Annotated in this window: 14 protein-coding genes; 6 read left to right on the top strand and 8 right to left on the bottom strand. The window is 70.0% G+C overall.

The genetic code is table 11. The features are described 5' to 3' along the window. Positions 1–10 precede the first annotated feature (10 nt). Both tig and FXO23_RS03500 read right to left on the bottom strand, forming a co-directional pair. Positions 11–1399, bottom strand: coding sequence for a trigger factor (gene tig / locus FXO23_RS03505; protein ID WP_158880655.1), 1389 nt, complete (start codon positions 1397–1399; stop codon positions 11–13). A 118-nt stretch (positions 1400–1517) separates the two neighbouring features. Further along, positions 1518–2129 (bottom strand): TetR/AcrR family transcriptional regulator, encoded by a 612-nt coding sequence (locus FXO23_RS03500; protein WP_246256871.1) that lies wholly within the window; start codon positions 2127–2129, stop codon positions 1518–1520. Positions 2130–2248: 119 nt separating this feature from the next. Here FXO23_RS03500 and FXO23_RS03495 point away from each other — a divergent pair, with 119 nt between their 5' ends. Then, entirely contained in the window at positions 2249–4045 is a 1797-nt protein-coding gene (locus FXO23_RS03495) for a fatty acid desaturase (RefSeq protein ID WP_158880653.1), read from the top strand. Positions 4046–4150: 105 nt separating this feature from the next. Next, entirely contained in the window at positions 4151–5908 is a 1758-nt protein-coding gene (locus FXO23_RS03490) for a bifunctional metallophosphatase/5'-nucleotidase (protein WP_158880651.1), read from the top strand. On the opposite strand, the gene FXO23_RS03485 is transcribed toward FXO23_RS03490, so the two are convergent. Further along, the gene (locus FXO23_RS03485) at positions 5853–6395 is read right to left on the bottom strand and encodes a signal peptidase II (protein WP_158880649.1); all 543 of its coding nucleotides are present in this window, start codon (positions 6393–6395) and stop codon (positions 5853–5855) included. The two genes, FXO23_RS03490 and FXO23_RS03485, sit on opposite strands and share 56 nt — an antisense overlap. A gap of 79 nt (positions 6396–6474) precedes the next feature. Here FXO23_RS03485 and FXO23_RS03480 point away from each other — a divergent pair, with 79 nt between their 5' ends. Next, positions 6475–7929, top strand: coding sequence for a sensor histidine kinase (locus FXO23_RS03480; RefSeq protein WP_158880647.1), 1455 nt, complete (start codon positions 6475–6477; stop codon positions 7927–7929). Positions 7930–8021: 92 nt separating this feature from the next. Then, positions 8022–9269, top strand: coding sequence for a bifunctional glycosyltransferase family 2/GtrA family protein (locus tag FXO23_RS03475; RefSeq protein WP_158880645.1), 1248 nt, complete (start codon positions 8022–8024; stop codon positions 9267–9269). A gap of 21 nt (positions 9270–9290) precedes the next feature. Here the strand turns inward: FXO23_RS03475 and FXO23_RS03470 are convergent, their stop codons facing one another. Then, on the bottom strand, positions 9291–12458 hold the full coding sequence (locus tag FXO23_RS03470) for an arabinosyltransferase domain-containing protein (RefSeq protein WP_158880643.1): 3168 nt from the start codon (positions 12456–12458) through the stop codon (positions 9291–9293). Between the two features lie 148 nt (positions 12459–12606). Here FXO23_RS03470 and FXO23_RS03465 point away from each other — a divergent pair, with 148 nt between their 5' ends. Together FXO23_RS03465 and FXO23_RS03460 are read left to right on the top strand one after the other, a co-directional pair. Then, on the top strand, positions 12607–13335 hold the full coding sequence (locus FXO23_RS03465; RefSeq protein ID WP_158880641.1) for a PP2C family protein-serine/threonine phosphatase: 729 nt from the start codon (positions 12607–12609) through the stop codon (positions 13333–13335). 68 nt (positions 13336–13403) lie between these two features. Then, positions 13404–14780, top strand: a complete 1377-nt coding sequence (locus FXO23_RS03460; protein ID WP_158880639.1) for an LLM class flavin-dependent oxidoreductase — start codon at positions 13404–13406, stop codon at positions 14778–14780. A 7-nt stretch (positions 14781–14787) separates the two neighbouring features. Here the strand turns inward: FXO23_RS03460 and FXO23_RS03455 are convergent, their stop codons facing one another. From FXO23_RS03455 to FXO23_RS03440, 4 genes are read right to left on the bottom strand one after another with little or no spacing between them, the layout of a single operon-like run. Next, positions 14788–15687 carry an aminotransferase class IV gene (locus tag FXO23_RS03455; RefSeq protein ID WP_158880637.1) on the bottom strand — a complete coding sequence of 300 codons (900 nt, stop codon included), beginning with the start codon at positions 15685–15687 and terminating at the stop codon, positions 14788–14790. Further along, positions 15688–16446, bottom strand: a complete 759-nt coding sequence (locus tag FXO23_RS03450; protein ID WP_158880635.1) for an ESX secretion-associated protein EspG — start codon at positions 16444–16446, stop codon at positions 15688–15690. Between the two features lie 6 nt (positions 16447–16452). Continuing rightward, complete coding sequence (locus FXO23_RS03445) at positions 16453–17763, bottom strand: hypothetical protein (RefSeq protein WP_158880633.1); 1311 nt, start codon at positions 17761–17763, stop codon at positions 16453–16455. A gap of 1 nt (position 17764) precedes the next feature. Continuing rightward, positions 17765–18406, bottom strand: coding sequence for a DUF3558 domain-containing protein (locus FXO23_RS03440; RefSeq protein WP_158880631.1), 642 nt, complete (start codon positions 18404–18406; stop codon positions 17765–17767). Positions 18407–18411 lie beyond the last annotated feature (5 nt).

The following is an 18411-nucleotide window of genomic DNA, read 5'->3' as shown; positions in this document are numbered from 1 at the left end:
GCTGAGAGCTTCACTGATCGGTTGACGCCGCCGCCTTCTCCGTGACCTGCGTCTCCTCGGCCGGAGCGTCGGCTTCCTCTTCCTTGCCGAACAGCTCCTCCAGGTCGATCTCCGCACCGGCGGAGTCGGTCACCGTGGCCCGGCGGACCACCGAGGCCAGCGCCTTGCCCCGGCGCACGTCGGCGTAGATCGCGCTGAGCTGGCCGGACTGCTGGGCGCGGTTCACGTATTCGTCCGGGCTCATGCCGAAGCGCTGCGCCTGGTAGATGATCCGCTCGGTCAGCTCACCGTCGTTCACGCTGATCTCCTCGGCGTCGGCGATGGTGTCCAGCAGCAGCTGGGTGCGCACCGCCTTCTCCGACTCCGCGCGGACCTCGGTGTTGAACTCCTCGAGGGTCTTGCCCTCGGCCTCCAGCGCCTGGGCGAGCTTCGCCTCGTCGTGGTCGAACGGGTGCACCGCGTCATGCTTGCGGTTCTCCACCTCGCCCTCGACGACCTTCTCCGGCACCGGGACCTCGACCGTCTCCAGGAGGGAGTCGAGGACCTTGTCCCGGGCCTGCACGCCCTGCTGCATCTTCTTGACCCGGCCGAGCCGCTCGCGCAGGTCCGCCTTGAGCTCGTCGAGGGTGTCGAACTCGCTGGCGAGCTGGGCGAACTCGTCGTCGGCCTCGGGCAGTTCCCGCTGCTTGACGCTCTGCACGGTGACCGAGACCTCGGCCTCGCGCCCGGCGAACTCGCCCGCGACCAGCTTCGTGGTGAAGGTCTTGGTCTCGCCGGCCTGGGCGCCGATGATCGCCTCGTCGATGCCCTCGACGAGCTGGCCGGAGCCGATCTCGTAGGACAGGCCGGTGGTCGAAGCCTCCTCGACCTCCTTGCCGTCCACGGAGGCGGACAGGTCGATCGACGTGAAGTCGCCGTTCTCCGCGGGCCGCTCCACGCCGGTCAGGGTGCCGAACCGGGCACGCAGCTGGTCGAGCTGCTCGTCGACCTCTTCGTCGGTCAGTTCGACATCGTCGACGCTGACCGAGATGCCGGAGAAGTCGGGCAGCGTGATCTCCGGGCGCACGTCGACCTCGGCGGTGAACTCGAGCACCTCGCGGTCCTCGAGCTTGGTCACCTCGATCTCGGGCTGGCCGAGGGCGCGCACGTCACCCGCCTGGACGGCCTCCAGGTACTTCTGCGGAATGACCTCGTTGACGACCTCATCGAGCACCGGAGCGCGACCGATGCGGCTTTCCAGCACGCGAGCCGGCGCCTTCCCCGGACGGAACCCCGGAATACGAACCTGCTGCGCGATCTTGCGATAGGCGCGGTCGAAGTTCGGTTTGAGTTCGTCGAACGGCACCTCGACATTGATCTTGACTCGCGTCGGGCTGAGCTGCTCGACGGTGCTCTTCAACGTTTTCTCCTCGAGCCGTAACAGTGTTGTCCAAAAGACTGCTTGATAATCCCAGGTCGGATATCAGACCGGGACGTCCGAGTCTAGGACCAGGGTCTTGCCAGCTCGGGCGGGGGTATCACTCGGCCCCGGAACGGCGCGTGAGGACCCGCTCGATGACCCACCGCAGCTCCTCGACCACGCGGGGGATCGGCTGGGTGGGCTGGACCAGATGGCTCAGCACCAGCCGCACCATGATCTCGACCGTCGTCCGCCATTCCGCCTCGGACAACCCGGCGTGCGGATGACACCGGTGCAGCATCGGCGCGAGCACCCCGATACCGCGTTCGAGCACCGGGGCCGAACCGGTGGTGAGCAGCGGCAACAGGTCGTCCGGCTCGCCGTGCGAACCGGACAGGACGGTCTTGAGCAGCGGGTTGTCGGCGGCGGATTCGAGGGTGAACCGCACCGCCGCGGTGACGGCGTCGACCGGATCCGGCGTGGTGGTCACCAGCTCGCCGACCCCGGCGAGGAACCGGTCGGTCTCGCGGAGCATCAGCGATTCGGCGAGTGCCGGTTTGGATCCGAGTTCCTTGTAAACCGTCTGCCGGCTCACCCCGACCCGGGCCGCGACCTTGCCCATCGTCACGCTCGCCCAGCCCTCGGCGCAGGTGATGTCCGAAGCGGCATCCAGGAGCCGCTCGCGCAGCAGGGTCCGCACGGTCCGGGCGAAGTTGGGGGCGGTCTTCACCAACCCAGCTTAGGCTGGTTTACAACACCCACTCGTGTGTTGTTGAAGTTTACAATGTGCTCCACTCTGTCTACGGTGTTGCGCTAGTCGGCCTCATCGCCACCTGAGGAGCCCGGGCCATGTCCGTCATCGACGCGCCTTCGCCGCACGCGTTCTCCCCCGGGCGAACGACCGGCCGCCGCGTGCCGAACCCCCGCATTCCGCTGCGCAACGTGTCCGCGCCGACCGCGATGCTGTTCGCGGCCGGGCTCGCGGTGTGGGGCACGGCCACCTGGCTGGGGCTGACCGGCGGGATCCCGTTGTGGGGCACAATCGTCGCGAACGCACTGGTGACCTTCACGATGTTCACCGTGCTGCACGAGTCGGTCCACCACTCGGCGGGCCGGTTCACCTGGGTCAACGAACTGCTGGGCCGGCTGTCCATGCTGTTCGTGGCGGTCTACGGGTCGTTCCCGCTGATGCGGTTCCTCCATCTCGAGCACCACCGCAACACCAACGCCGATCCCCGGACCGATCCGGACGCGTGGAGTTCGCACGGGCCCGCGTGGCAGCTGCCGTTCCGCTGGCTGACCGTGGACGCCTGGTACGCGCGGTGCTACCTGGCCCGCACGGGAACGCGCCCGCCCGCCGAGGTGGCCGAGACGACCGCGGTGGCACTGCTCGCGCTCGGCGGTTTCACCGCGCTGATCGCCACCGGGTACGGCTGGGAGCTGCTGGTGGTCTACCTGATCCCGCAGCGGATCGGGCTGGTCCTGCTCGCCTGGTGGTTCGACTGGCTGCCGCACCACCATCTCCCGGCCAGCCGCGACCGGTTCGGCGTCGCGCGGGTGCGCGTCGGGCTGGAGTGGCTGATGACCCCGTTGATGCTGAGCCAGAACTACCACCTGGTCCACCACCTGCACCCGGCCGTCCCGTTCTACCGCTACCGCACGGCGTGGCGCGTGAACCGGGAGACCTACCTGGCGCGCAACGTGCCGATCACCACCGCCTGGGGCCGGGACCTGTCCGCGGACGAGTACCGGGCGTGGCGGCGGCTCGGCGAGCCGTGTGCCGAGCGCAAGACCGTCACCGCGGCGGAACCGGTGCGGCGGCGGGAATTCCACCGGCTCGCGGTGGCCGCGATCGATCCGCTCACCGAGGAGGCCGTGGCGGTCACCTTCGCCGTGCCCGCCGGACTCCGGGAGACGTTCCGGTTCGTCCCCGGGCAGCACGTCACCATCCGGTCCACTGTGGATGAACGCGAGGTGCGCCGGAACTACTCGATCTGTTCCCCGGCGCCCGCGGACACCTTGCGGATCGCGGTCAAGCGACGCGACTGCGGGCGGTTCTCCATCCACGCCAACACCTGCCTGCGCCCCGGCGACACCCTGGAGGTGCGGCCGCCGTCCGGCCGGTTCGTGCTCGCCCCGGAACCCGGCCGGACCCGGCATTATGTCGGGCTGGCCGCCGGGATCGGGATCACGCCGATCCTCTCGATGCTCACCGGCGCGCTGACCGTCGAGGCGCAGAGCCGGTTCACCCTGCTGTACGTGAACCGCTGCGGGGCGAGCACGATGTTCGCCGACGAGCTGACCGCACTGGCCCGCCGGTTCGAGGGCAGGCTGACCGTCCTGCACTACCGCACGGACGAGCGGGATCCCGATCTGCACCCGCCCCGCACGTCCCGGCCGCTGGACACGATCGCCGAGGCGCTCGCGATCTCGTTCGAGGAGCACCACCGCGGGCGGCTCGACGCCCGCCGGTTCCACGCGCTCCTGGGCAGCCGGCTGCATCCGGCCAAAGTGGACGACTGGTTCCTCTGCGGGCCGCCGCCGCTGGTCGACGCGGCGCGGGACCTGCTGCTCGAGCACGACGTCCCGGACGAGTCCGTCCACTGTGAACTGTTCTGCGCCGAGGGGTACGGCGAAGACGGCTGACGCCTCCCCGGTGACCTGTTCGCCGGGCGGCGGTAGGGGTGCGTTCACTCGCCGGTCACCCCTTCCGGATGGGATGGTTGTCTCCCAACCGAAAAGAGGCGACCCATGCGAAGACGATCACCCCTGCTCGCGGCCCTGGTGGCGGCGCTGCTGGGCGGTACCGCGGTCCCGGCGGCGGCCGAAACCGCGCCGGTCGACGTCCAGCTCGTCAGCATCACCGACTTCCACGGTTACCTGCAGCCGCCCAGCCCGGCCGACGGCGGCACAATCCCCGGGGCGGACGGCAAGCAGCTCCAGGTCGGCGGCGCCGCCTACCTGGCCACCCACCTGCAGCGCCTGCGTGCCGGGCAGCGCAACTCGATCCTGTTCTCCGCCGGGGACAACTTCTCCGGCTGGCCGTTCGAGGTCGACGCGCACGCCGACGAACCGACCGTCGAGGTCCTGAACAAGCTGGGCATCCGGTTCTCCGCCGCGGGCAACCACGAACTCGACGTCTCCCCCGACTTCCTGGTGCGGCACATGGAACGCGGCCGCTGCTTCGGCGAGATCGGCGTGGACAGCTGCTTCCCCGATTCGACCGGCCGCCGGTTCCGCGGCGCCGATTTCGACTTCCAGTCCGCGAACCTGGTCGACGCGAAGACCGGCCGCCCGATTCTGCCGCCCCACCACGTCGAATGGGTCGCGGGACCGCACGGGAAGCGCGTTCCCGTCGGGTTCATCGGGCTGACCGTGCCCGACACCCCCACCGGCTCCACGTCGTTCCAGCCGGGCCTGCGCGCGGAGGACCTGGTGAAATCCGCGAACGCCGCGGCCGCCGATCTGAAACGCCGCGGGGTGAGCGCGATCGTGCTGAACATGCACGACGGCGGCACCGACGCGTCCGCGACCTTCGATGACTGCGTGCATCCCTCCGGCCCGGCGTTCGACGTGGCCCGGCAGGTGACCCCGGACATCGACGCGATCGTCACCGGGCACTGGCACGCGGCGTTCAACTGCGTGGTGAACGATCCGGCGGGGCGGCCCCGGCCGGTCGTCGAGGCGGCCAACCACGGTCGGCTGATCAACGAGATCAAGCTCGCCCTGGACCCGCGCACCGGTGAGGTGCTGCGCGACCGCACGAAATCGGTCAACCACGCCGTCACCCGGGACGTCCCGCCGGACCCCGAGGTCGCGAAAATCGCCGACTACTGGACCGCGCGGGGAAAGCAGCGCTACGCCGAACCGCTCGCGACCACGACCGGCGACTTCACCCGGACCCCGAACGCCGCCGGGGAAAGCACCGCCGCCGACCTCTACGCCGACGTGCAGTACTGGGACGCCAACCGCACCGGCCACGCCGATCTCGCCCTGATCGCCGCCCAACCGCCCACCGGCAGCAACGCGGTCCGCGGCGACATCCGGTACGCCAAGGGACCGAACCCGGCCGACGCCGACGGGCGGGTGCTGCTCGGCGAGTCCTGGACCGCCTACGGCTACGGCAATCCCGTGCTCACGGTGTCCCTGACCGGCGCCCAGCTGGACGCGGTGCTCGAACAGCAGTGGCGGTCACAGCCCGACGGCGGTGTGCGGTTCGCGCCGTTCGCGGTGTCCCGAAACGTCCGGTACGCCTACGGTTCGGCGAAACCGGTCGGCCACAAGGTCGACCCGGCGGACGTGCTGATCGACGGCCGACCGCTGGCGGAGAACCGCGTTTACCGCGTCGCCGCGCTCGCCTACACGGTGATCGGGGCGGACGGGTACCCGGCGTTCAAGGCGTACACCGATCCGGTGCGCAACGGCACGGACCACGAAACGTTCGTGGCCTACCTCAGGGCGCACCGGGTGATCGGTCCTGCTGCGCTGGATCGGGTCGCCGCCCGGTGAGCTCGATGCCGAGGAAGCTCAGCACGATGAGCAGCGCGGCGCCGCCGACCAGCGCGATATCGGCGACGTTGCCGACGAACCAGCCGTTGTAGTCGAGGAAGTCGACCACGTGTCCGCGCGCGAATCCGGGCGCGCGGAACACGCGGTCGCCCAGGTGCGTGGCGGCGCCGCCGAGCAGCAGGCCAAGGCCGATCGCCCAGCCCGTCGATCGCACCCGGCGGGCGATCCACGCGATCGCGACCACCGCGATCGCCGCGAAGATGGTGAAGAGCCAGGTGGAGTTCTTGCCGAGGGAGAAGGCGGCGCCGGAGTTGTACACGAGCCGGAACTGGAGGAACTCGCCGAGCACCGGCACCGGCGGGCGACCGGCGAGCGTCGAGGACGCCCACAGCTTCGTCAGCTGGTCGACCACGACGAGCACCGCCGCCACGGCCAGGACGACGAGAAGCAGGCCACGCCCGCGTGCTGGGGTTTCCGTTTCCGTCACCGGTCCAGCCTAGACGCGCACAGGCGCCGCACAGCGGGGACACAAGGGCCCCACACGAAACCGGCCGACCATCGCCGGTATGGGGTGGCCGTTGCGGACCAAGCTGATCGCGTCGATGGTCGCGCTGCTCGCCGTGGTGTGCGCGATCATCGGCGTGGTCAGCGAGCTCGCGCTGAGCGCGTTCCTCATCCGGCAGGTCGACGCGCAGCTGGTGTCGGCGAGCAACCGGGCCAAGGTGTTCCTCGGAAAACCGCGCGGCCTCGGCCCGCCGCCCGATCCGCTCAACGCGCCCGGGCAGGCGTCCGGAACGCTGACCGCCCGGCTCTCCGGCGGCCGGGTCGTGGACGCGGGGATGCTCACCGCGCAGGGACAGCCCCAGGAGCTGGACGCCGCCGCGAAGGCCGCCCTGCTCGGCCTGCCGGTGGACGGGCGGCCGTACACGCGTGCGCTGGGCGGGCTCGGCGACTACCGGCTGATCGCGGAGAACACCCCGGACGACGTGGTGGTGACCGGGCTGCCGCTGGCGCAGGTCGACGAAACGCTGCTCACCGTCGGGCTCATCCTCGCCCGCGTCACCCTGGCCGGGGTGCTCGGCGCCGGATTCGCCGGAGCGTGTGCCGTACGCCGGACGCTGCGCCCGCTCGACCGGGTCGCCGCGGTGGCGGCGCGGGTCACCGAGCTGCCGCTCGATCGCGGCGAGGTCGCGCTGTCCGTGCGGGTCGCGGACGTGGACACCGATCCGCGGACCGAGGTCGGCCAGGTCGGCGCCGCGCTGAACCGGATGCTCGGCCACGTCGGCGACGCGTTGCGGGCGCGGCATGCCGGCGAGCAGCGGGCCCGGCAGTTCGTCGCGGACGCCAGCCACGAACTGCGCACCCCGCTGGCCGCCATTCGCGGATACGCCGAACTGATCCGGCGCGGCCGGGAGTCGCTGCCGCCCGGCGTCGCGCACGCGATGGACCGCGTCGACTCCGAATCCGCCCGGATGGCGAGCCTGGTGGAGGGCCTGCTCCTGCTGGCGCGCCTGGACGCGGGCCGCCCGCTGGAGATCGGCGAGGCCGACCTGTCCCGGCTGGTGGCCGATGCGGTGGGGGACGCGCGGATCGCTGGTCCCCGGCACCGCTGGCTGGTCGAGCTGCCCCCGGAGCCGGTGCTCGTGCGCGGTGACGTGCAACGCCTGCACCAGATCGTGGCGAACCTGCTGTCCAACGGGCGCACCCACACCCCGCCCGGCACCACGATTACCGCCGCGCTCGCCCGGTCCGCCGGTGGCGAGGTGGTGCTGACGGTGACCGACGACGGCCCGGGCATCCCGGCCGACCTGCTGCCGACGGTGTTCGAACGGTTCGTCCGCGGCGATTCCTCCCGTTCGCGCGGGGCGGGCAGCACCGGGCTCGGCATGGCCATCGTCGCCGCGCTCGTCTCGGCGCACCGCGGTTCGGTCGCGGTGCACAGCGTCCCGGGCCGTACCGAGTTCGAGGTGCGCCTGCCCGCCGCACGGGCAACGCACCGGAACACCACAACCGCCGCCTAGGCCCACGGTCTAGGACCTCACCGCGTAATGCCCACAGCGGATACACAGGCCGGGCACACGTACGGCAAAGCGGGGCTGGAGACCGTGCGGACATGACGATCTCACCGCCCTCCACCGCCCGCCCGGGGACCGAGCCGATCGACACCCGCACCACGAAACCGGTGCTCGACGTCGTCATCCCGGTGTACAACGAGGAAACCGATCTGGAGCCGTGCATCCGGCGGCTGCACGCGTACCTGGGTTCGCGGTTCCCCCATCCGTTCCGGATCACCATCGCCGACAACGCCAGCACCGACACCACGCTCCGCGTCGCGGAACGCCTTGCCCGCGAATTCGCCGAGGTGACCGTCGCGCATCTGGACCAGAAGGGCCGCGGCCGCGCCCTGCACGCCGTGTGGTCCACTTCGGACGCTCCGGTGCTGGCCTACATGGACGTCGACCTGTCCACCGATCTCGCCGCGCTCTCCCCGCTGGTGGCTCCGCTCATTTCCGGGCATTCCGATCTCGCCATCGGCAGCCGCCTGGCGCGGGGCGCACGCGTGGTCCGCGGGCCGAAGCGGGAGTTCCTCTCCCGCTGCTACAACCTGCTGCTGCGCGGCACGCTGGCGGCCCGGTTCACCGACGCGCAGTGCGGTTTCAAGGCGATCCGGGCCGACGTCGCGCACCGCCTGCTGCCGCACGTGGCGGACACCGGCTGGTTCTTCGACACCGAGTTGCTGGTCCTCGCCCAGCGCGCGGGGTCGCGCATCCACGAGGTCCCGGTGGACTGGGTGGACGATCCGGACTCGCGGGTGGACATCGTGGCGACCGCGGTGGCCGATCTGAAGGGCATCGTGCGGCTCACTCGAGCGACCGCGACCGGCGCGGTGCCGGTCAGCAGGCTCCGCGAACAGCTGGGGCGCGGGCCGATCGGCGTGGACACCCCGGGGGTGCCGCCGAGCCTGCCCACCCAGCTGGTCCGGTTCGCCGCGGTCGGCGTGGCCAGCACGCTCGCGTACCTGCTGCTGTTCGTGCTGATGCGCGGGGTCGTGGGCGCGCAGGCGGCGAACCTGGTGGCGCTGGGGCTCACCGCGGTCGCCAACACCGCGGCCAACCGGCGCGTGACCTTCGGCATCCGCGGCGCCCGGGGCGCCGGGCGGCACCAGTTCGAGGGACTGCTCGTGTTCGGGCTCGGACTGCTGCTCACCAGCGGCTCGCTGACCCTGCTGAACGCGCTCACCACCCCGGGGATCGCGCTCGAGGTGTCCGTGCTCGTGCTGGCCAACCTGGCCGCCACGGTCCTGCGGTTCCTGCTGCTGCGCGGCTGGGTGTTCCACCCGGCCCGGAACCGGGAGGGCTGAACCGGCGCAGGCACTCCCGGGTCAGCGGGTGGCGGTGGTGCCGTTCGGTTGCTGCGGCCCCGGCCCCGGCGACCACCACCCCGGGCGGACCTCCTGACCGCGGACCACCTGGGGTGGCGCGGTTTCCTCGGCGTAGGGCTCGATCTTCTTCAACTGGCCCCACGGCTGGGCGGGGTTGTTCTTGAGGAAGCTCGGCACCTCGGGTTCGTCGGCGATCTCTTCCAGCCACCCGTTCGGCCCGCCGCCGGCGCTGCTCGCCCAGTCGCTCTCCTTCGCCAGCGAACCGGAGGTGATGCGGTAGGCGGGCAGCGCGGAGATGCCGTCGTGCGAGGTCACCGGGTTCATGCACGGGTAGACGAACGAGGCGGGCCAGTCGATGTAGACGGGAGCGTTGCCGACGCGTTCGGTGAGCGTGGTGAACGAGGGCACGCGGGGCGCGGTGACCGCGACCCAGCCGTCCTCGGTGAGGTCGTCGTCCTTGGCCACCACCCGGGCCAGCGTCACGCCGGGCGGCAGGTCGCCCAGTTCCAGGCGGACGTCGCCCCAGCTGCCGCTGCCCGCGCCGTTCCCGAGCACGGTGTACTTGCGGGCGATTTTGATCCCCTCGGCGGTCTTCGCGCCGAATTCGACCTCCACGCTGGTGGCCTTGCCGTGCGGGGAATCCATCGCGAGCACGAGCTGCTTGCCCGCGCGCTCATCGGGCAGGCCGTACCAGTCGGTGCGCAGCCGCCCGGTGGGCGCGCTGGGATCGTGCTGGTAGCTGCTCCACATCGGCACCGTGTCCGGCGTGAACCCGTGCGGCGGCTTCTCCAGCGGATCGTTGTCCTTTGTGGACCTCGAATGGAAGCCGGTCTCGGTCTTCCCGGTGCCTTCCTCCGGATCCGGCAGCGGCGAGTTCACCGGCTTCGGTTCCCGCAGCACGGTGGCGCCCGCGGTGCCCGGGGCGGGCTGCAGCACGCTGTCCACCGGATCGGTCTCCACCATCACGTGGTCGGACAGGTTGCAGTTCTTGCCGAACAGGTGCTCGATGTTCGCCGCGCCCAGGCTGTAACTGGTGCGCTGCTTCTGGATCGCCTTCGCCACGGTGCCGAACTCGAACACCGCGAACAGGCCGCACACCACGACCAGGGACAGGGCACCGAACTTCAGCGCCCGCCCCTCTTCCGGCCCCGGCGGCCCGGGCCGCTTCGCCCGCACGTTCCCGATGAACGCGTAGATACCGGCGACCGCCGCCGCCACCAGGAACACGCTGGCCAGCGAGATTCCCTTGATGGAAGGCGCCTTGTCGAACCAGGGCACGCCGAGGTTCGACACGAACGAATAGGTGTTCGGGCCGGTCGCCGCCAGGGCGGCGACCACGAGCAGCCCGGCGACGAACGCGGCTCGGTTGCGTTTCGACCGCAGCACCGTCGAACTCGTCGCCAGCGCGGCGAGCGCGGCCATCGCGGCGCCGACCGCCGCGAACGCGCCGAAGTGGTGCGTCCACTTGGTCGGCGTGAGCACCATCAGCAGGAAGAACAACGCGACCGTGCCGATCAACCGGCGGCTCGGGCCCAGCGCCGCACCGGGAATCCGGCCCCGCCGCAGCAGCACCACCAGGCAGGTCACCGTGCAGAGGATCAGCAGCAGCACCGGGAACCGGCGCGCGATCGAACCGTCCGCGGAGTTGGCGAACAGCAACTGGTAGCGGGAAGGTTCCTGGAACCACGGCAGGTTCGGGCCGACCTGACCGCGCAACCGGCTCGATTCGACCACCGTCGCGAAGGTCTGGTCCGCGAAGATCACCACCAGGACCAGGAAACCGGCCCCCGCGATCGGTGCGAGCACCGGCAGCCAGCCTTCGCGGGCGCGGGCGCGCAGCAGGTGGAACAGCGGTCGCGCGGCGACCAGGAACGGGGCCACCGCGATCAGCCCGGTCGGGGTCGCGGCCACCGTGAACGCGGCGGCCAGCAGACCCAGGCACACCGGCAGCAATCGCCGGGTGACCAGCGCCCGCTCCACCGCGCACAGCGCCAGCAGCGAGCCGACCGCGCCCACCGGCTCCGGCCGGACCCCGTTGTTGAAGGGCATCCACCACACCAGGAACACCGCCGCGGCGGCCCAGCCCGCGGGCTTGCTCGCGCGGACCTGGCTGCCCAGCCGGGGCATCACTTCGCGGCTGATCCGCAGCCAGCTGATCACCCCGGGCAGGAACGACGGCGGCCGGATCCACGGCGGCACCGTGCTGACGTGCGTCATCAGCTCGTACACGTGGTAGAACCAGCCGATCGGCGCCTCGGCGGCGCCGAACCACCGGTGGTAGTTGGTGAGATAACCCACCTGTTCGGTGACGCGGGCCATGGACAGCACGTACCCGTCGTCCGAGGTGAGCGGCCCGATGAAGACCCACGCGCCGAGCGCGCCGAACACGGTGAGATCGCGCAGGCTCAGCCGCCACCAGCCCACCGGCGCCCACCGCGGCGCCCGCCGCGCCACCCCGCGGTCCAGCCGGTTCACCGCGATCAGGCAGCCGATCGCCGCCAGCACGGCGAAAATGCCGATGCCGACCTTCAGCCCGGTCGGGGAAGACTGGTAACGGGTGTCCGGGGTGATCGTCACCCCGAGGCCGTCGATCGGATCCTTGGCGCCCGTGATGTCGGTGTAGATCCCGACCACCCGGGGCCGCACGTCCCCGCCCGCGTCGTACAGCACGGTGCCACCGACGGTCACCGCGGTCCGCTTCGCGTCCGAGGTCAGCTGGACGTCGCACCCGGTCGGCGGCAGCGGCTGCCGGACCACCTGCTGACCGCGGCTGAACACGGTGAGCAGGCCGTTGTCGACCCGCACCTGGATACCCGCGCCGTTCTCCGAACGCTGGGGCGGAATCGTGGAGAACAGCAGCCCGGGGCCGGACGAACGCGCGTCGAGCGACTGGACGGTCGCGCACGGCAGGTCGACCCGCATGTCCTGCGCCCAGTAGCCGGTCAGCGGCGCGTTCACCGGCCGGGTGTCGCTGCCCGCCGGCCACACGATCTTGGCGGTGTCCTGCACCACGGGCAGGAACGGAAAGGCCAGCGCACACGCGGTCGCGGCCAGGCCGAGAACGACGGCGAGCAGCTTCCACAGACCCTTCCGCGTGCCGGGCGCGGGGTGCTCCGGTTCCGTGACCTCTTCACGGGTAGCCGAGCGCTGCTGGGTGGGCGTCCACATTGAACCAACGCTATCGCCCGCGTTTGCGCGCTCTGCCACCACCTCCGACCAGGAACGACGGGTGAATCACAGATCAACTTCACCTGTCGCACAGGTTCACCACAGAAACCGGACGCACAGTGGAGGACAACGACCGAAGGAGGACGCGATGTTCGGTCCGGATCTCCAGACCCCGCGCTGGCACACCGCCAGCGCCCAGGGGCCCCGTGCGCTCAACGCGGACGCCGTCGGCGCGTTCACCGATCCGGCCACCCGGCGGACGGTGTTCGCGCTGGCCGACGGGGTCGGTGACGAACCGGCCGCCGCCCGGGCCGCCCGCGTGGCCGCCGCGGCGGCGGCCCGGTCCGCGGCGGCCGAAGGTCCCGCGGCCGCCTTGCTCGCCGCCCAGCGCGCGGTGCGCGAACTCGGCGAGTCCGGGGACTGCGTGCTCGTGGTGGCCGTGCCGTTCGCCGATCGCACCGGCTACCGCATCGGCTGGGTCGGCGATGCGCGGGCCTACGCCTGGGACGGCGCGGCGCTGCGGCAGCTGACCACCGATCACACGCTGGCGCAGTACTTCCGGGTGCGGCACCAGCCGGTCACGCCGCGGATGGAACACATGGTCACCACGAGCGTCCGCACCGCCGCCGAACGGGAATTCGGGATCACCGAGGTGCGCGGCGGCGGCCTGGTGCTCACCAGCGACGGCGTGCACAAAACCCTCACCGCGGCCACCATGCGCGACATCCTGGCCGATCCGGCGCGGGCCGCGTCCGCGCTCGTGGAGACCGCGATCGCCCTCGGCGGCCAGGACAACGCCACCGCGATGGTGATCGAACCGATGCCCGCTCCGCGCGACGCGACCACCGAGACGTTCACCGCACCGACTGCCGCCTGACTCCCGGCTGGTGAGACGAAAACACGCTTTCTTGACCCTTTCCGCGCGCACCGGCTTCACTCACCGCCATGCCCGCGAAACGAATTCGGCTCAACGCTTTCGATATGGCCGTCACCGGTCATCTGGCGCCGGGAGTATGGACTCATCCGGACGATCAGGCCCACCGGTACAAGGATCTCGAATACTGGATCGAGCTGGCGAAACTGCTGGAACGCGGTAAGTTCGACGGCCTTTTCCTGGCAGACGTCCTCGGCGTCTATGACGTTTATCAGGAATCGCGGGAACCGGCGGTGCGCACCGGTACCCAGGTTCCGGTGAACGATCCGTTGCTGTCCATTTCCGCGATGGCCGCGGTGACCGAACACCTCGGTTTCGGCGTCACCGTTTCGCTCACCTACGAGCAGCCCTACGCGTTGGCGCGGAAGTTCACCACTTTGGACCATCTGACGAAAGGCCGCGTGGCGTGGAACATTGTCACGTCCTATTTGGACAGCGCGGCGGTGAACCTCGGCCTCGACCAGCAGATCACGCACGACAACCGGTACGACATCGGTGAGGAGTTCCTCGAGGTCACCTACAAGCTGTGGGAGTCCTCCTGGGAGGACGACGCGGTAACCGCGGACAAAGACACCGGGCAGTACGCGGATCCGGCGAAGGTGCATCCCATCGAGCACAAGGGAAAGTACTACTCGGTGCCGGGTGTGTTCCTGGCCGAACCGTCGCCGCAGCGGACCCCGGTGCTGTACCAGGCGGGCACCTCCACCAAGGGCCGGGCGTTCGCGGCGAAGCACGCCGAGGCGGTGTTCATCATGGGCCACTCGACCGAGTTGGTCGGCCGGAACGTGGCCGACATCCGGCGCCAGGCCGCGGAATTCGGCCGCGATCCGGCGAGCGTCAAGTTCTTCGCGCTGATCACGCCGATCGTCGCGGAGACCGACGAACAGGCGCAGGCGAAGTACCAGGAATACCTCTCCCGGGCCAGCTTCGACGGCGCCCTGACCCTGTTCGGCGGCTGGGCCGGGATCGATCTGTCCGGCTACTCGCCGACCGAGGTGCTCGAGCACGTGCACAGCGAGGCGATCCAGTCGGTCGTGGAGAACTTCTCCAAGGCCGATCCGTCCCGGACCTGGACCCCGGAGGAGATCGGGAAGTACCTCGGCATCGGCGGGCTCGGCCCGGTCGCCGTCGGCTCCCCCGCCACGGTCGCCGACGAGCTGGAACGCTGGGTCGCCGAAGCGGACGTCGACGGCTTCAACCTCGCCTACGCGATCACCCCGGGCACCTTCGCGGACTTCGTGGATCTCGTGGTGCCCGAACTCCAGCGCCGCGGCCTGGTGTGGGACGACTACGCGGGTGAAACCCTGCGGGAGAGCATCTACGAGCCGGGACAGGTCCGCCTGCGCGACGACCACCCGGGTGCCCAGTACCGCCGGACAAACGGGTGATACCGGCTCAGTAGTCGACTGGCGTGCGGTAGCGCGGTTCCCGGTGCGCCCGCCAGTAGCGTTCCCGGAGCAGGGTGGTCATCGGGCCGGCGCGCCCGTCACCGATCGGCTCACCGTCGAGCGAGGTGACCGGCATGACCCCACCGGCCGTGGAGGTCGCGAAGATCTCCCGCGCGGTGCGGAACAGGTCCTCGTCCAGATCGACGGCCTCGGCCCGGATCCCCGCCTCGGCGGCGAGTTCGAGGACGGTGCGGCGGGTGATGCCCTCGAGGGTTCCGGAGGCCGGGGTCAGCAGGCGTTCCCCGACGACGGCGAACAGGTTGTACCCCGCGCCCTCGGTGATGTTGCCCGCCTGGTCGAGCAGGATCGGATACCGGCCACCGCGTTCGTATGCCTCGTAGAGCCCCCGGGTGAAGTCGCCCCACTGGTAGTTCTTCACCGTCGGATCGACGGAGTCGCCGGGAATCCGGCGGACCGTCCGCGCGATGACCGCGTCCATCCCGGTCGCCGGATCCTCGGGGCGCAGGATCCAGACGTACGGAATCGCGTAGGCGTAGAAGCGGTTGTCGAAGTCGCGCGGATCGCGAGAGCCTCCCCGGGACATTCCGCGCGTGCAGATCACCTCGACATACGCTTCCCGGAGACCGGACATGCGCACGAGGTCCAGCAGAATCTTGGTGGTCGCGGCGCGGTCGTGCGGCGACCTGAGCCGGAGCCGCGCGCAGCCGCGTTCGAACCGCTCCAGGTGATCCTCGAGCCGGAAGAACGCGCCGTCCCAGACCGCGACGACGTCATAGGTCACGTCGGACCGGGTGAACCCGACATCGACCAGGGGTATTCGCGCCTCGGCGATCGGCACGTACTCACCTTCGACGAAAGCCGCACCACGCTCGAAACCCGAGGTCAATCAGGCGTCCTCCAATTCGCGCCGCAATCCGTCCACCAGATCCGCGATGTCGTCGAGACTCGCGGGCAGCAGTTCCATCCGCTCGTCACCGTAATGCGGGCGGACCCGGAGGGCAAAGCGCCCCTCCTCGGTGTCGTAGACCCGCAACGGATGCGGACTGTGCCTGCGTTGCCCGCCGTTGCGGGTTTCCGCGGAGAACTCGGCGATCACGCTCGGCGGCAACGCGGCGAGCCGCTGGGCCCGGCGCACCTCCGCACTCGGCGCGACCGACCCGACCACCTCCGCCCGCGCGGCGAGCATTTCGCTGCGCAGCACCGCGACGGACTGGACGACCGGTTTCCGTACGCCCCGGGGCAACGTCTCGGCCAAAACCGCGCTGAGCCGATCCCGCCAGAAGGTCCGGACCCAGATGTCGTCCCCCTCCCGGACCCCGACCAGCCCGAACCGCGCGGAGCCCGCGACCAGCACGCCCAACCGGACCCCGGTCGCGGTGTCGCTGATCCACCCGTACCGGGCCTCCGGTGGGCGGCTCAACAACTCGGCGACCGCACCGAAATCCGGGTCCTCGTCGTCCCCGAGCCCACCGCTCCTATATCGGTCGAGCTGCTCGGCGACCGCCCGATCGGCCGCCGCCTGCGCCTCGTCACTACGCCATACCGGTTGCGGCGCGAGGACGATGTGCAATTCACCTCCGGTCAGCCGGGCCACCATGGCCGCGAGCTGATCCGCCCGAAATCTTTCGGGCTCAGCGAACCACACCACGGGTTATTGGCCGATGACCGGCGGGGTCGGCGACATGCCGGTCCGCGGGTCGACGACCCGCTCCCCTTCCTCATCGGTCAACTGGAAGTGCTCGTCGCCCTCGACGACGTACTTGCGCTGGTGCTCCTCGTCCTCGGCGCCCCTGCCCTTCCCGGCACCCGCGGCCCCCATCGGCCCACCAGCACCACCGGCCCCACGCGCCCCAGGCCCACCAGCCCGCCCGACCTGTTCACCGTGCGCCCCGGGCACCCCGGCCCCCGTCGCGCGCCCGCCGCCAAGCCCAGCCTTCTCACCAGCGAGACCACCCGGGTTTCCGGGCCCGCTACCGCCGATCCGGCCACTCGCGCTACCGGCCCCCGGCCCACTACCGGGCCCCGACCCGGTCCCGAACCGCGAACCCAGCCCACCACGCGAGTTGTCATACCCGGGGTTGCCCCCAATCGGCAGATACCCGGGCGGCTGCCCACCAATTGGCGAACGCCCCGGACCGTCCCCAGGCCCGGGTTGCGGCCACACCGGATTCGGGCCGGGTCCCGGCCTGACGGGCCGCTCGTCCGCGGCCCCCGGATCCGTCCCCTGCCGCGGCGGCCGAGCAGGGTCGGTCTGCGGCGGAACCTGATTGATCGGCGGCGGCGTCCTCGTCCCGTCACCCTTCAACGAGCCGACGTTCCCATCGGTCCCCTGCGTCCCCTGAGTCCCCTGCCGCCCAGTGCCCTTCGGAACCCGCGGATCGGACACCTTGCCCTCGACCCTGCTGAACCCCTTCCGCGGCGTCTCAGCGGTAACGATCCCGAGCGCGTTGGGGTCGATGCTGCCGTAGGTACTGGGCATCATCGTGCCGTTGTACCCGGAGGTCGTCGTCCAGTTCTGCATCGCCTGAACGTTCACCTGCGACGCGTTGTTGGCGGCGGTCACCTGGTTCTCGTAGTTCGCCTTCGCGTTGCCGTCCACGAGGATGTCCAGGAAGGTCGGGGGCGATTGCGGAACCTGCGGCACCTGCTGAACCTTGCTTTTGGTGTCGTGGAAGGCGTCGGCCTGCGACTGGAGCAGGTCCTTCGCGGTCGCCATCTCCTGCGCGGCCCGAGCATGCTCCACAGCCAACGGCCCCGCCCCACGAGCCGCCTCACCCCCGGCCTCCCCCTGCCAGCCTTCCTCCATGGAGGCGGCCAACTTGGTAATCTGCTCCTCGCGCTCGGTATACAGCTTCTCCAACTCGACCAACTGCGCGCGCGACTCCAACAACGCCCCCGGCCCTTCGGCGTTGGCGAAGTTGTAGTAAATATCCTGCGCACTCATTGTCTCGCCGTCAGGCACCTCACTGCCCCCCTTTTATCGTCTGCACCACAGCAGTCGCGAAATTCCCGGCAGCCTTACAGACATCCCGCCCTGGCCGATCAGATATCAGGACACTGAACATCAAACGATCATTGATCCCCACCGCCATGCCGCATGACCCCTGCGCGCGTTGATCCGCCACCGAGTTGTATACAGCCGGGTACCCCTCGACCTCGGTCGGTTCGAAGTAGCCATCTCTCCAAAACCCAGAATCGTTAAGGGCATACAGATTGCTCAACCCATTCTCAACCTTGGGGAGATACGACACAGCCGCCGAAGTAGCACCTTCTGAACCAAAGCGCCAACGACATCCGACACCGTTTTGGTCTTCACTCCGCTGACCTTGTTGCGATACCTCGAATCGTTGCAATTGCGACTGGGTGAGACTGAGACACGGGTCAGCTATGAACTTGGATCCATCCAACGGAGACTGCACTACAGGCGCTTTGCTGCGCCCCTCGTCGTCTTTACCTGGCACCACCTGACTCGATGCGGAACCATTTTCGGAAGGAGAAGCCGACCCCGACGGATTAGCCTTTCCCGGATTTTCCCGCGAGCAACTTGCCAACACGAGCAACGCCACAGCAGCAACCGGAATCCAGCTACAGGTCTTCCTGATCACCAATG

The organism is Amycolatopsis anabasis, from assembly GCF_009765355.1.
In the GTDB taxonomy this organism is placed as follows: domain Bacteria; phylum Actinomycetota; class Actinomycetes; order Mycobacteriales; family Pseudonocardiaceae; genus Amycolatopsis; species Amycolatopsis anabasis.
This window is presented reverse-complemented; position numbering and strand designations above follow the sequence as displayed.

Coding starts and splice junctions, on each gene's coding strand:
- FXO23_RS03460 (WP_158880639.1), top strand. CDS start 13,404: ATGCCCGCGAAACGAATTCGGCTCAACGCTTTCGATATGGCCGTCACC.
- FXO23_RS03480 (WP_158880647.1), top strand. CDS start 6,475: ATGGGGTGGCCGTTGCGGACCAAGCTGATCGCGTCGATGGTCGCGCTG.
- FXO23_RS03495 (WP_158880653.1), top strand. CDS start 2,249: ATGTCCGTCATCGACGCGCCTTCGCCGCACGCGTTCTCCCCCGGGCGA.
- FXO23_RS03470 (WP_158880643.1), bottom strand. CDS start 12,458: ATGTGGACGCCCACCCAGCAGCGCTCGGCTACCCGTGAAGAGGTCACG.
- FXO23_RS03475 (WP_158880645.1), top strand. CDS start 8,022: ATGACGATCTCACCGCCCTCCACCGCCCGCCCGGGGACCGAGCCGATC.
- FXO23_RS03465 (WP_158880641.1), top strand. CDS start 12,607: ATGTTCGGTCCGGATCTCCAGACCCCGCGCTGGCACACCGCCAGCGCC.
- FXO23_RS03490 (WP_158880651.1), top strand. CDS start 4,151: ATGCGAAGACGATCACCCCTGCTCGCGGCCCTGGTGGCGGCGCTGCTG.